At 41.9% G+C, this 13,828-nt stretch carries 11 protein-coding genes and 1 tRNA gene; 6 read left to right on the top strand and 6 right to left on the bottom strand.

All coding sequences use genetic code 11. The features are described 5' to 3' along the window. Positions 1-865: 865 nt before the first annotated feature. Positions 866-3,418, bottom strand: a complete 2,553-nt coding sequence (locus CIK90_RS04025; protein WP_094464405.1) for an endonuclease MutS2 — start codon at positions 3,416-3,418, stop codon at positions 866-868. A 101-nt stretch (positions 3,419-3,519) separates the two neighbouring features. Here CIK90_RS04025 and CIK90_RS04030 point away from each other — a divergent pair. The 5 genes from CIK90_RS04030 to CIK90_RS04050 all read left to right on the top strand — a co-directional run bounded on the left by CIK90_RS04030 (position 3,520) and on the right by CIK90_RS04050 (position 7,628). Further along, positions 3,520-3,604: transfer RNA gene (locus tag CIK90_RS04030), tRNA-Ser, on the top strand. A 366-nt stretch (positions 3,605-3,970) separates the two neighbouring features. Next, positions 3,971-5,341, top strand: coding sequence for a transposase (locus tag CIK90_RS04035; protein WP_173849308.1), 1,371 nt, complete (start codon positions 3,971-3,973; stop codon positions 5,339-5,341). Between the two features lie 142 nt (positions 5,342-5,483). Next, positions 5,484-6,539 carry a hypothetical protein gene (locus tag CIK90_RS04040; protein WP_094464407.1) on the top strand — a complete coding sequence of 352 codons (1,056 nt, stop codon included), beginning with the start codon at positions 5,484-5,486 and terminating at the stop codon, positions 6,537-6,539. Then, positions 6,536-6,952: a hypothetical protein gene (locus tag CIK90_RS04045; protein ID WP_094464408.1), complete on the top strand. Its 417-nt coding sequence runs from the start codon at positions 6,536-6,538 to the stop codon at positions 6,950-6,952. Before CIK90_RS04040 ends, CIK90_RS04045 begins: the two co-directional genes overlap by 4 nt. A 13-nt stretch (positions 6,953-6,965) precedes the next feature. Next, positions 6,966-7,628, top strand: a complete 663-nt coding sequence (locus CIK90_RS04050; RefSeq protein ID WP_094464409.1) for a hypothetical protein — start codon at positions 6,966-6,968, stop codon at positions 7,626-7,628. Between the two features lie 22 nt (positions 7,629-7,650). Here the strand turns inward: CIK90_RS04050 and CIK90_RS04055 are convergent, their stop codons facing one another. From CIK90_RS04055 to CIK90_RS04075, 5 genes are all read right to left on the bottom strand, one after another. After that, positions 7,651-8,217, bottom strand: coding sequence for a metallophosphatase domain-containing protein (locus CIK90_RS04055; protein WP_094464415.1), 567 nt, complete (start codon positions 8,215-8,217; stop codon positions 7,651-7,653). 10 nt (positions 8,218-8,227) lie between these two features. Then, a complete protein-coding gene (locus CIK90_RS04060; protein WP_094464410.1) occupies positions 8,228-8,977 on the bottom strand; it encodes a hypothetical protein in 750 nt (249 codons plus the stop codon). 4 nt (positions 8,978-8,981) lie between these two features. Then, the gene (locus CIK90_RS04065; protein WP_094464411.1) at positions 8,982-9,884 is read right to left on the bottom strand and encodes a YafY family protein; all 903 of its coding nucleotides are present in this window, start codon (positions 9,882-9,884) and stop codon (positions 8,982-8,984) included. Positions 9,885-9,893: 9 nt separating this feature from the next. Further along, on the bottom strand, positions 9,894-10,547 hold the full coding sequence (locus tag CIK90_RS04070) for a hypothetical protein (protein ID WP_158216026.1): 654 nt from the start codon (positions 10,545-10,547) through the stop codon (positions 9,894-9,896). Between the two features lie 263 nt (positions 10,548-10,810). Then, complete coding sequence (locus tag CIK90_RS04075; protein ID WP_094464413.1) at positions 10,811-12,865, bottom strand: sel1 repeat family protein; 2,055 nt, start codon at positions 12,863-12,865, stop codon at positions 10,811-10,813. Positions 12,866-13,277: 412 nt separating this feature from the next. Here CIK90_RS04075 and CIK90_RS04080 point away from each other — a divergent pair, with 412 nt between their 5' ends. After that, positions 13,278-13,649, top strand: a complete 372-nt coding sequence (locus CIK90_RS04080) for a hypothetical protein (protein ID WP_094464414.1) — start codon at positions 13,278-13,280, stop codon at positions 13,647-13,649. The last annotated feature ends 179 nt before the right edge of the window (positions 13,650-13,828 follow it).

Here is a 13,828-nt window from a genome sequence, read left to right on the forward strand (position 1 = left end):
AAGTGGTCAAGCACTTCCTTGGGCAGCACCATACGTGCCAACATTAGCAAACCTTTGTCTTCCATGATGCAAAGGTAAGCATTTCATATGAATCATACTCATTTACCCCTATGAAAAATCTATTGAGCCACAACGGGTTCTCGTTTTATGATTACCATTTTTTTACGCGCACACGCGAGAGTCTGCAAATGCTAACATCGAACGCCATGATGTCGTAATTGACATACGATCACGGACTTAAGTGGTGTTAGATGACTATATCTTTACGTGCATCGAACATCTGTTAAATGCTCGTTGCACATGGTGCAATCTCTGTGGGAAATCCAAGTAACAACGAGACTTTTGTCGTGTGTATTTGGCTAAGAATGTACGTGGCGTTTTGCGGCAATTCTCTGCAATGTTCCAAAGATTTATTGCCAAACGTTTGAAAACATCCTTTCTAAACGTTTGAAAACATCCTTTCTAAACGTTTGAAAACATCCTTTCTAAACGTTTGAAAACGCCCTTGTCAACGTTGGATAATACTTTTATCAAACGTTGGATAATACCTTTATCAAACGTTGGATAATACTTTTATCAAACATTGGATAATACCTTTATCAAACGTTGGATAAAAATTTTATCAGGTATCGGCAATAGTCCTGATAAACATGGGCAAGATATTCTCTGGTGGTCGATGGTGGTCGAAGTGTGGTCGAAATATGTAAACATATAATCATCGACCACCACTTAAAACATTGAATGATAGTGTATTATGCTATAGTGGTGGTCGAGTGGTCGATTTTTTTTGAAATCTATATTTTTGCCGTTTAAGTTGTCGCGATTGTCATTACCGTTAAAGAGAAAAAGCGGAAAAATAGCTTGTCTAATCTATATCCACAACAGTAATGCCTGAACCGCCAAACTGCACATGCTCGTCTTTCGCACTCTTCACGTTGGGCACGGTATTTAGATACTGACGAATCAGTTGGCGAAGAACTCCCGTTCCTGTACCATGTAGGATTCTCACACGCGACATTCCCACCAGTATGGCATCGTCGATGAAGTGCATTACGGCATCAACGGCTTCGTCACCACGCATACCTCTTACGTCAATATCTTGATGAAAATTGTGTTTGCGGTCTTCTATGGTGCTACGAGTCATCTTCGAGGTTTGCACAACTAAGGCAGCGTGGGGAGTTTCGGCCTTGGGCGCTTCTTTCAGTTTGCCAGTAAGTTCCAATTGTTCCAGCTTCATCTTGGTCTTCATGTCGCCAAAGATGACAACGGCATTCTTGCCTGACAGGCTCTCCACCTTACCTACCGTATTCAGTCCTTTGATGCGGACATTGCTTCCCACGGTGATGGGAGCTTCCTGTTTCGGTTTTCCTGCTGATGTAAATACAGGCGATGGCGTTGCTGTGGGATTGGCGGCCTGTTCTTTCTTTTCCTGTTTGCGCTTAGCCTTGCGTTCGCGACGTTCCAGAATCTGTCGCATTTTGCGCTCTATCAACTCATCCTTCTCGCGAGTGTCAATCTCCAATACCTGTTGCTTGAAGTCGTTCAACTCCTCACGAACCAGTCTGGTGCGCTCCTTTTCAGCTTGTGCCTCCTTGATTTCTCGGATAGCATTCTCTATCTTCTTATTGCTTTCGCGCAATAGTTCTTCGGCTTGCTCCTTGGCGCGACGCAGAATGGCTTTGCGCTCTTGTTCAATCTCTTCAATGTGGCTTTCGTATTTGGCAATGCGACCTTCCAACGATTTCTCATGCTGGTGGATGGTCTGGCGCTTGCCCTCCCAATAGCGTTTGTCGCGCACAATATCCTGTAGGTATTTATCGCTCTGGATGTATTCCGAACCAACGATATCGCTGGCATCGCTGATAACTTCTTCTGGAATACCCGTTTTGCGAGCAATCTCGATGGCAAACGAAGAACCGGGCTGACCGATTGACAACTGAAACAGCGCCTGCATCTGATGGCGATCGTAGAGCATGGCGCCATTGATCACTCCTTCATGGTCTTCATCAAAATGCTTCAAGTTCTGATAGTGAGTGGTAATCACACCGAATGCCTGCTTCTTCCAGAACTGTTTCAGTACGGCTTCGGCAATGGCTCCACCGATGGCTGGTTCGGTTCCACCGCCAAACTCGTCAATGAGCAGTAGGGTGCGTTCGTTTGATTGACGCATCATATTCTTCATATTGAGCAAATGGCTGGAGTAGGTTGAGAGGTCGTCGGCAATGCTTTGTTCGTCACCAATATCAATCATGATGTCTTGGAATACACCCACCGTGGAACGTTCACTCAACGGAACTGACAGACCGCATTGCAGCATATACTGCAACAGTCCTACAGTTTTCAGACATACAGACTTACCACCGGCATTAGGACCGGAGATGATCAACAGTCGCTTGTCGCGTGTCAGAATGATGTCGAGCGGAACAACCTTCTTGTCTTGTCGGGCTAAAGAGCGTTGTAACAACGGATGAACGGCACGGATCCAGTCGAGATGAGGCTCCGACTGTACCTGAGGTTCAAAGGCATTCATCTCTTGGGCGAGTTCGGCTTTCGCACGTATCAGGTCTATCTGCGCCAGGAATTGGTATGAGTCGAGAATCTCCTGCACGTGAGGTCTTACCTCAGCAGTAAATACCGTAAGGATGCGGATAATCTCACGTCGTTCGGCTGCTTCCAGTTCGCGCACCTTGTTATTGGCTTCCACCACCTCTGTCGGTTCTATAAACACCGTCTTACCAGTAGCACTCTCATCGTGCACGATGCCTTTGATGCGACGCTTCAGTCCTGGTGCTACGGGAATCACCAATCGTCCGTCGCGCATGGTAGGAGCCACGTCCTTATCTACCAGGCCATCGCGTTGTGCTGCATGTAATATAGTATATAAGGTACGCGATATTCCACCTTCGGTCTGAGCCAACTCATGGCGTATTCCTGCCAATGTCATGGAAGCAGAATCTTTGATTTTCCCGAATTTGTCGAGGATAGAGTCTATGCGACGAATCATTGCGGGGAAAGTCAGTACGTCTTCTGCCAATCGATGAAGGGCAGGGTAGGGATATTCCGGATTATCTTCATCTCCTTCATTCTTGTTGAGGAATGTCACAATCAGCGAGATGGTTTCCAATGACCGGCGCAGATCAAACAGTTCGTTCTCCTCCAGATGGGTATTTTCCAATCGGATGCGGGTTATCGACTGTCTGACATCAAAGAAATAGTTCAGGGGAAACGAATCCGTTTCCTGCTGCAATCGGCGGAATTCTCTCACCTGTTCCATCCATTCATTAATGGTGTCAGCATCATCAGTGAAGTCGATTTCATCGGCTTTCTCCTTGCCCAGAGTACTCAGACAATGGCCTTTCAACAGTGTGCGTATTTCGTCGAAACCTATCTTGGTTTCAAAGTTCTTCGGGTAAATCATGCCACAAAATTACTCATTTTTGCCCTATTTTGCAAAAAAGTTCTTGAAAAATTTGCATAATTCAAAAATTACCCGTACCTTTGCACTCGCTTTTCGACCAAGGAGAGATGGCAGAGTGGTCGAATGCACCGGTCTTGAAAACCGGCGTACTGAGAGGTACCGGGGGTTCGAATCCCTCTCTCTCCGCTTTTAAAACGAAAAGGGAATCGCAAGATTCCCTTTTTTTGTGCCTGATTGCCAATGCTTTATATTTGCAACGCTCTGATTACGGTGAAAGAGAAAGATTTATACCATAGTTGGAAGATAGAATAACTATTACTACCAAGTGTCTACATACTACATAGATAAAATTAAATACTCAAGTTTCGGATTTAGAATGAGTTCATAAAAAAGTTCATAAAAAAGGCTTTGAGTATTTCCGTATATCACGGAAAATGAGTAAATTAGATGTGACAAAAAAAACATTACTCAAAACTCAAAGCCATGAGCAAAATTACAAATATTCCCTCAGAAATCCGCAACTTTTTCTCAGAAAAACGTCGCAGTATAGTTATGGATACATTTACGCGCCTGCTTGAAGGCTTAAATTTGGACACCCGCAGCCTTGGTGGCTTGAAACGTGAGAACTGCCAGTTGACGAACCTTCAAGTGTTCCAAATATTGTTACTGCTTCCATTTTTTGCAATCAAAGGATTCTCCCATTATGATGGTTCGGCGCTGTGTCGTATGTTTGGCGGTAAGAAGGATGTTCTCTATTCATATCTGTCACAAGACAATGTCAACTGGCGGAATGTCGTGTACCGCATAACCAATTGGCTGCTGACGAAAGTGACCGTGCGCCAGGACCATAAGAAGAGTCTGCTTCCAACCGTACTGATAGCCGATGACACGGATCTTCCAAAGACGGGCATGCATATGGAATCCATAGGCAAGATATTCTCGCATGTACACCAGAAATGCATCCTCGGCTACAAGGCTCTAATGTTGTGCTGGAGTGATGGCCGCACGCAGTTCATGCTCGATTTCTCGCTTCATGGCGAGAAGGGCAAGGTTGATGGTAAGGAGCAAGGGCTTACCTCTGAACAGAGGAATGGGCGTTATGAGCGCAAACGTGATGAGAAGTGTCATATTGCCAAACGCAAGGAAGAGTATTTCATGAGCAAGGGTGTCAAGCTGTTGGATATGGTAAAGAATGCGATACGCAACAAGATACCTTTCGATTACTTGCTGGTTGACAGCTGGTTCACATGTACCGAACTGGTTGATTTCGTTTATCGCCGCCACAAGAAATTCCATCTTCTCGGCATGGCAAAGATGGGCAACACCAAGTATATGACTACTAATTGGGGAGAATTGTCTGCCAAGGCCATAATCACCAAACTTAAGGCTAAGAAGGAAGTGAAATACAGCAGGCGCTACCATTGCCATTATTCCGAAATTGAAGTTGTGCTTGGAAAACGTTCCGTAAAATTATTCTTTTGCAAGAGAGGCAAAAAGGAAGCGTGGAAAGTTCTTCTTACAACAGATCTGAACCTCCGTTTTATGCGTGCCTACGAGATATACTCCATGCGTTGGAGCATAGAAGTGTTCTTCTCGGACAGCAAGCGTCTGCTTGGACTTGCTGATTGTTCATCCCGCGACTTTTCTGCCCATATTGCACATGTTTCATTGGTCATGATACGTTACAACATACTCGCCTCAATAAAAAGAACACTCGACTATGACACCATAGGAGGACTGTTCGGTGACATGTATCTCGGAGTACACGAACTGACGGTGGTTGAAAAGATATGGGCAATCATAATAGAGGTGGTAGCCGTCGTTTCTGAACTCATTGGTGCTGACTCCGATGAACTAACCATCCAAATTATTGAGAATGACAAGAGATTGGCTGCACTTAGAGAGTATGCTCAAACGGCTTGAAGTCTAAATCCGAAACTTGAGTTAAATAGAGGCCTATTTTTTATAATGGTAAGATATACAAATGCAATAAAATTTGTAATTTATATGTTAGCGTAACGTTTTCTCGCCCAATCGAAGACTAACTTTGCTGAAAAATAAAAAAATGACAATAAAAGAATTATTCAAGCAGGTTTCATTTGAGGAACTTTATCCACAATTAAAGTCTTATGTGAAAACTTACTATGCCTTTGGCAAAGACCTTGTCGAGCATCTATACTTGTTCAGGGAAGCATACGACAGATTGAGACTTCTAAAACCAAGTGGACAATTAGACAGCTACATTTACAAGATGCAGCAAAAAGGAGTTGCGGTACACAAGGAAGTGGAGGTTATTTGCTATGATGATTCAGACAAGGGAAACATCAATCTTTCCTTCGATTTGGAGGGTAGTTGGGAATATAATTTATCCTTAGAACTCGTCTTGCCAAAAGATAAGACTATTTCGCTTGCTGCTCTTGCCGCCTTATGTCTTTGGCAATTAACGTATGATAAATGGTCTGGATATAATGAAGACAGTAGTATCTATCGTGCCTTAAATCCACGCAAACCCTCCAACCAATACGAAATGACTTTGGAACGTCTTAAAAACAGTATTTATAAGCGGCAAACACCAGCAGCATATCTTCCAAAATCCAAGGAAAGCAGAGCAAGACGTTGTGTAGCTGTTCTGTGTGGGATTCCCTATAGTAAGCAATTTAACAAGCGACATAGTGACAAGATGAACCGTAGCAAGCGGAAACGGAAATTTAGGCAAGCAAAGCGTAAGGAGTTTCTTAAAAAGATGGGAAATCGGCAAGCTTTCATCGATAAATTCACTATGGCGGGCAGCTCATTCACAAAAGGAAGTTGCGATTACCTGCTTCATGTCGAAAATGGAGAAATGATTAGGTTTCGTTCACCTATTATAGAGCATGCTTTGGATTATATCTATACCTCTATGGCTGATTATTGCGTATTGCCACCTGTGGGCAAATTCAAGGAAGCCATTGCCTTTGTTGTTTATAAGAAAGGACAAGTTGTAAGCTCCTTGGAAATAGATAACTTCATAAAGCATGTAGAAGAATTGTTGTTATGTCGTGTTATCTATGGACAGGCTGAAGGCGATGTGCATGAAACCGAGGTTACGCTACTAATGTTTAATAGAAAAAAAATACAATGAAAATAAAGAAATCCACCGCCCGAATGATGATGAACCAGCAAGCAAAATGGCGTAAGCAGGCTGAAAAGCCTGCCAAGTGGAATGAGGGGTATGCAGGTGTTACTTATGAAGATGTTTGGAACCTCAATGACCGCTTGACAAGTATCATCGCCCGTCATCTCCATGCTTTTCTCAAAGCAACAAAGGGACCACATGGGGGATGTCCAGCCGTTTTGAACAATGGTGACTCGGATGAAGCCTATAAACGCTGGTTACAGATTATTCGCGATATGATATTCGCTTTTGATCATTTTTCCTCCAGAGAAATGGATAGAGATGCTGACACCACGGATGCTCATGTGATAGAAGTCCGCCAGCGTGTCAGAAAAGGCATGCAACTTTTTATTGACTATTTTAATCATCTTTGGATATAGAAAAGGTATTTACATGGAAGAGAACAGAAAAAACTTACTGGAGTTTTTCTCCTACCACGACAAGAAACATCTTGTGAAGTTGGAACAACGGATACTGCAATATTATGAAGATGCAGATCATTATGATAGGTATTCTTTCTTGCTCAAGGCGAGAAAGAATTTTATCGACGGTATTGTGCTGGAGCATCAAGATGTTCTCCTTGCGGATATTATTGCTTTCAACGAAGCCCTGAGGTTGGCTCTGCAAAAAATGTATGACCACGCACATCAGGTGTGGGACAAGATGAAAGGCGATAGTTTATTTGGAAATAGCAAGGAACTTATTGCGCGTTGCTTTCTTCCGAGTCGATATCCAGCCCTACACCCTGTTCATAGGAAAAACAGTGAGGCACTTTATGATGCGCTGCAAGATGCAGAGTGGAATAAATTCTATGAAGATGGAGTATCGTTTATGCCTTTAAGATTGGCAGAGGGGATGGAAGTCGAAACTTTCGATGCTTACATTGGCATGGATTGCCCGCCACCCAACTGGAATGAAGGACTTGACCAAGAACTGACAAAAGACCTGCATCTCATACTTCAGTTTAACCATTTGTTTGAATATACCAACTTTGCACTGACCGATTTTATCTATTGTCGTGATTTTGAATCGCAAACAGAAATCACATTGGGATAAACTTTGCCATTTGCACAGCAGATTATAACTCAATCAGTCGTGGCGCATGGCATAGCTGATACAGATTATCCATAACAGAGCCATTAGAAAAAATGGTCGTTCCCGATTGTACTATGCCATACGACTCATGGGCATGTCCGAAGAGATGGTATTGTGGCCTTATCTCCATCACTCGGTTTCGCAAAGGTAAGTTACCCCAGTGCCTGCCACTCGATTTATCCAATATCATCATGGGAGGTTCATGCGTAATAAGTATATCTACATCTGTGGGGATAAGACTTTCTTGATGGTTATAACCTAAGCCGAAGAATTTTACATTGCCAATCTCACAACCTCTGTCTTGCAGAAAATAAATGTTTTGGGGCAAATCTTCGATATCTTCGGCATCCCATAAGCAAAGGTCGTGGTTGCCTGTGACAAAAAGTTTATAGGGATAAGGAGATTCGATAAACCAGTTTAAGAAAGCCAGCACTTCCTGCTCCGTACCCATATCTGTCAAGTCTCCGCAATGCACTAAGACATCAGCTGCGGGCAAATCTGTCAGCAACTGATGTCGATTGTGGGTATCAGAGATTTGGAGGATTGTCATTTCTATGGTCTTAAGAATGAGTGGCACCACATACAGGCTCAGTATCGAAACCCGCAATATACTCCACATGAGGATTAACGATGTTATAGCTTATCTGCCAATAAACTAATACAGAGTCTGGAAGTTGGTCAAAGAAGGAAGCTAATGCGTCTATATCTTCTTTTACATTTGCATTGTCCAGTTCGTAGTCCTGAAACTCCAGACCAAGCATCAAGGCACGTATATTCTTATGAGGTATGGCATCAACAGCTTTCTTCATCGCCCCCGCTTTTCCGGCTGCAATAAATGTTGCAGTACGCATGAAGCTTCTAAAATCGTGGGGGTAGTCCATGCTGATGCGACCCATTGTCTCTATGAAATGCTTGAAGAACAGCAGAAAATGCAATATGTTATCTTGTAAGGTACAATAACGTGTGGCAAGAATATTATAAAACTCCCATTTTTCTTTAAAAATCTTATACTGACTGCTGGCATGCAAGTCAAGAATAAAGAAGTTTGTAACCACATCTTCATATTGCTCGATAAAGGCATCAATCTCAGAGGCATATACTTCCGCATCATCGGTAAAGACGAAAATTGCAGTGCAATGTTCAGAGCGCATAGAGCGCATAAAGCGCAGGTCATCCATGCTCCAATGGGTTATGTCTTTATAAGGCTGGTCAATGCTACTTAAAATTTCGGTGGCCTTGTCACCAAAACAATGATAGGCAAAGAAACTCTCTATGGGTTCAAAGCCAAGTGGATAGTGTAATTTTTCCATATTTTTATTTGTAAAGTTCAGTCATTTCTTCTATGCGTTGCTTCATAAGTTGGCGGAGGCTATTGGGGTGGATAACTTCTACATCGGGTCCATGCGACAACAGCTCCTGAATAAAGTCGTAAGTTGGTTTAAGATAATACTCAAAAACAGAGCAACAGTCTGAAGTCTCAATCTCTCTTTGTGAAGAATGCAAAGGAAGCGAACGGAAATATTTTGCCTGATTGTTGTAGACATTGATTTCTATGCGTTCTACCTTTTCCTCTTTTCCTATCACAATACCATATGCGTCCTCATACATTTCCTCGGCATCAAAGTCCTTGGGCATTTTGAACTTTTGGTTAGAAATATGTAAATCCTGTATGCGGTCGAGAGCATATGTTCGTAGTTCCTCATGGGCAGACGATCGGGCTGTAAGATACCAGCGTTGCTTGAATACTTTAATGAAATAAGGTTCAAGGCTAATAACCTGCGCTTCCTCTTTCCAAAAGCCCTGATAGGTAATGGTGAGGCATTTTCCTTCGCGCATGGCTTGGACAATCTCCGTCAGATATTCATATCCAGAGGGAATATGCTCACAGAGAATACGACCGCGCAGGTCCTTGCCTTGCAAGAGCATATTACCAACAGCAAAACTATCGAGCAGCCACTCCTGTATTGCAGGGCGGTTTATTTCATTTCGCGACTTAATGAAATATCGTTTGTTCTGCTTGTCAAACTCTATATCAATGCCAAACTGCACGCCTATTTGGTTTCGGTGTTCCCACCATGTCTTGCGGACAATGTCTTTGTCATCATATAGATAACAGTCACGCCATTGCTCATTGAGTTCTTCCAAAGAAAGTCCATGCCTCGCCTTTGCGAGAGCATTGACTTCCCAGATGTATCTTGCTATCAGATTTGCTGCCATGAAAAAAAATTATTGTAGTCCTTGTATCTTATCGAAGTTTGCATCAATATCGTCAAGAATGGCATTGTAATGATTCCATCTTTCCGCATCATTAAGACCATGCCCCGCAACGGTGGTTGTGCCGGGGTGGTGGGTCTTATATGCTAATGGAACTTCTTCTAATTCCAGTTTAACCACGTCATCCATTGAGATATTACCCACAGATGAAGTGGATTGGATATGAAAGTTCTCGTTGATATACCTATCATACGGCTCGCCAAACCCTGTAAGGAAAATAACAACATCAGGCTTGAGCAATTCTATCTCCTGTGGAATGACATGGAAATAGTCTAACTCGCATTGATGAATCATCGGATCATCCACCTTACGGCTTCTTCCATCCATTGTTGACAGTTTTGATATTTCATTCCACAGGAAAGCGGCTCTCTTTCCTGGATATACTTTCTTTAAACGTTCATTTATCCCATCCATCAAACCATTGAATCCTGTGCGGAAGAATGGACTTTTCGATAGTTTGCTATTACCATCAGTTAGGAAAAATGTATCACGATAGTTTTCAGAATAGAACACCTCGTAAGCTTCTACCAAATCATCCGAACCGAGTTGTGTTCCGTTTTCAAGTTTTGGCCATCCCCATTCGTGTACTTCCTTTCCGAAAATCATAACTTTTAGATCAGCTTGTGTGTACCATGTTTCATCTCCTATTGATACTTTACCTTCTTTTTCTCGATTAAGTCCTAATAGGAATGGAGGCTGCACCTTGTCTACAAGTCCGTCACTCTTCAAATGTGCAATCAACTCATTAAAGTATGGTTGATACATGTTGCTCAATTGTTCATTTAGTACCATAATCTGTTATTTTAAGTTTAACACTACAAAGGTAGGTAATTATTTGTTACCAACCGTTATTTTGCTTGACTATTTCCTCAGTAAATGCTTAAAGGGTCATCACTCAATCCATAATTCTCCATTTCGTCTTTATTCGCTGTCATCGCTAGCAAGCTCATCGCTGCAAAATAGGCATTGGTACGAGGGGGATACATCATGAATGGCAGACGGTTGGCTGCATCTTTCAACGGGGTACCCAGCGTTATACTCCACGAATAATTCCAAAAATAAGCATCTTCTTCACCATCTTCATATTCGATAAGTCTTCCGTCCTTCTCACGCTTCCAACGGCATATATAGAGGTAATTTTCCGAAGATTCAAGATAGCCATTAGGGTACGGATAATGTTTAGGAGTCTTTGCACATAAGATTTTATACATCTTATAAAGCTTTCTAAGATACTCCTTATCGAAAACACCATTCTTTTTTTCTTTTAAAATGACATTCCTAATCGCCACCCACTTGCTGCTTCGCAGATAATAGAACACAGTAGGATGTACGGTTTCCATTCTCTTTATATCAATAGTTGGAACAATTTTACCCATATTCAACTTGATGTTTTCTTCAAGCTGCGTTTTCTTTGGTAAGTCAGACTGGCCGTCCATGGCAAAATAGCGCAACGGGAGATATTTTTCCGCAATCAATCGCAAGGAAGGAATCTCGGATATATCCAATGCTACAAGTTGGTGCATACCACGAATATTCAATCTTTTCGTTTTCGTATTCCTGATATTCAAGTATCTCAGACCGCAAAGCCCTTTGGGATTAATGCTTGCCCTTTGGTTCGTACAGTGTAGATATTCTAATCCTCTACATGCTTCGAGGTTCATTTTTGTAACGGAGAAAGCAATCTCTATTTCAATCCCCGTGATAACATTCTCTTCGTCTGAACATATCTCTATAACATGTTTGCCGGGCTTACTGTATTGATGCTCCAGTCGGTTCCAACCATTCACTTTCCATTTGATGACTTCTCTATTAGCATTATGCTCGTTATCCCATGTGATAGTAACGGAAGCATTCATCAGCACTTTTAATCGTAACGAAAACCGTCCACTACATTTTACAGTAATAGATATTCTGTCGTGCCCTTCGGGATTCATGCTTTTTTTCAAGTTGCGAAAGGAATTTTCCAAGCGATAGGGAAGCAAAGAGTAGGCTTCCTTTCTATAGTTTCTTTCCCATGAAGTAGGTCTAAGCACTTTCCAATCAAGTACCTTACGATACCACTCCATGGCCTTGTCATAGTCTCCTATCTTCTCGCAGACTCTGCCAGCCTTATAGCCTGCCTCCATAGTAAACCGCTCGTAACAATAGTTATACAAGCTAAGTGCCTGCGCAAGATTAGGAGCTGCCCCCAGCCCAAACTCATATAACTCTGCGAGCAAGAGGGCTGCTTCTCGCTCACCATAGCTTACAATTGTTTGCGTCATATCTATATGAAATAAGGATAGAATTTTAAATGCCTCTTTATGCTTTCCACTACTCATATATTGAAAAGCACGGAGAGCGGCTATGTGTAAATCTTTTTTGAAGAAAATACGATAGTGTAAAATTTCATCAAGCAAAGGGCTATGGTATGTGCTAAGGTAGTGATAGAGTGTGGTACTGGCACACCGTTGTTTATCAAAATTATATGATTCCTGCTTGTAGTTAGGTGTGTTAGGGGCAGGGGGAATATCGCCAGAATAATCCGTATCTATAAGATTCTTGAACCACCCACAATTCATCATCTCTTGAAAACTCTTTCCTTTGAACTTTCCGCAGACTGCATTGGGAAGGCTCTCTTGGATAGCTATATCTAATAATATATATGATGCTCTGTCAAAACCAAGTTGAATAAGTTCCTCCATAGTCTTGTACACCTTCTCTTTATCGGCCATACTACACTCCGGCTTCATGCAATGCTGCCTTATCGAATGACCAAGGCGATTGGTTTGATTACTTTTCGCAAAATACGAGCATGATGTATCGTCTTTCTCACCCATAACATTCAAAGCATGACTTTTGTATCTGGTCAAAGCCTCATCTAAATCAGCGATGTCTTCATAAGGAGTGCTTAATATCCTTTTCATTAATTTCGTATTTACCATCTTTCTACATTTTTGCTGCAAAGATAGTTAGCAAGTGGGCAAAATTGTGTAACACTTAAATAGGGAGCTTATTCTTTTCTTTAATTCTTGTATATTTGAATCAGAAATGTCTATAATGCTCTTTCAAAATTTACTCCAAATCTGAGACCTTATAGAGTATCTTCCGACATCATAATGACGAAATAAGCAATGTTTATGTGGCACTTACGATGATATAAGAACTACTGCAAAAATAGTCGCATCATACGACTATTTTTGCAGTGATTTCATTCTGTTCTTTTATTTCAAACCAAGAACTCTACGGATTTCCATATTTCTATTCGTTTATTTTGTGTAAATACACATTATTAACGAACACAAAGTTACCCTTATTCCTTTGTACACGCAAATTTCAAGGCAAGAAAATGAGTCAATGGTCACATTTTTAACTCTTACAAGGCAGTTTTTCCTTCATACAACGCCGATAGACGTTATCAATAGTTGGGGCATCTCTAAGATGTATGCCACCCAAATTGTCAAGAATGTCAATGGCGAAGACTTCACCATGGAGGCTCTTGTCATGCAGGTGAATGGTTTCCAATTTCAGGGCAAGGTATATATTGCTTTGGATGAAGGCTCTGATTACTACCGTATCTATGGAGAAAAGGATGGAACAACAAAAGAATATCATCATGATATTGCTTTTGATGAACTTGGCGATGTACTTGACTCAATGATAGAGACAGAAGGTATGACCAAGGAAGAATACCAAGCAAAGGTAAAGGACTTTGTTTGTAGCCTCTAACATCAGTATTTTGGTGCAAAGTTAGTGTTAAACACGAGGAATTTATCTTTATTGCCCCAGTTCGGGATAACCGAGTGTTTAATACAATATAAATACAGCGTGAATACGCCTCCTCCCCATACCATTAGGAGTGGGTAATAACAGAAGGCTGAAAGAAGTTGATTTGCCCTTAGAATAGT

Origin of the sequence: Prevotella sp. P5-126 (assembly GCF_002251185.1) — a bacterium.
In the GTDB taxonomy this organism is placed as follows: Bacteria; Bacteroidota; Bacteroidia; order Bacteroidales; family Bacteroidaceae; genus Prevotella.

Coding starts and splice junctions, on each gene's coding strand:
- CIK90_RS04025 (WP_094464405.1), bottom strand. CDS start 3,418: ATGATTTACCCGAAGAACTTTGAAACCAAGATAGGTTTCGACGAAATA.
- CIK90_RS04035 (WP_173849308.1), top strand. CDS start 3,971: ATGGATACATTTACGCGCCTGCTTGAAGGCTTAAATTTGGACACCCGC.
- CIK90_RS04040 (WP_094464407.1), top strand. CDS start 5,484: ATGACAATAAAAGAATTATTCAAGCAGGTTTCATTTGAGGAACTTTAT.
- CIK90_RS04045 (WP_094464408.1), top strand. CDS start 6,536: ATGAAAATAAAGAAATCCACCGCCCGAATGATGATGAACCAGCAAGCA.
- CIK90_RS04050 (WP_094464409.1), top strand. CDS start 6,966: ATGGAAGAGAACAGAAAAAACTTACTGGAGTTTTTCTCCTACCACGAC.
- CIK90_RS04055 (WP_094464415.1), bottom strand. CDS start 8,217: ATGACAATCCTCCAAATCTCTGATACCCACAATCGACATCAGTTGCTG.
- CIK90_RS04060 (WP_094464410.1), bottom strand. CDS start 8,977: ATGGAAAAATTACACTATCCACTTGGCTTTGAACCCATAGAGAGTTTC.
- CIK90_RS04065 (WP_094464411.1), bottom strand. CDS start 9,884: ATGGCAGCAAATCTGATAGCAAGATACATCTGGGAAGTCAATGCTCTC.
- CIK90_RS04070 (WP_158216026.1), bottom strand. CDS start 10,547: ATGATTTTCGGAAAGGAAGTACACGAATGGGGATGGCCAAAACTTGAA.
- CIK90_RS04075 (WP_094464413.1), bottom strand. CDS start 12,865: ATGGTAAATACGAAATTAATGAAAAGGATATTAAGCACTCCTTATGAA.
- CIK90_RS04080 (WP_094464414.1), top strand. CDS start 13,278: ATGGTCACATTTTTAACTCTTACAAGGCAGTTTTTCCTTCATACAACG.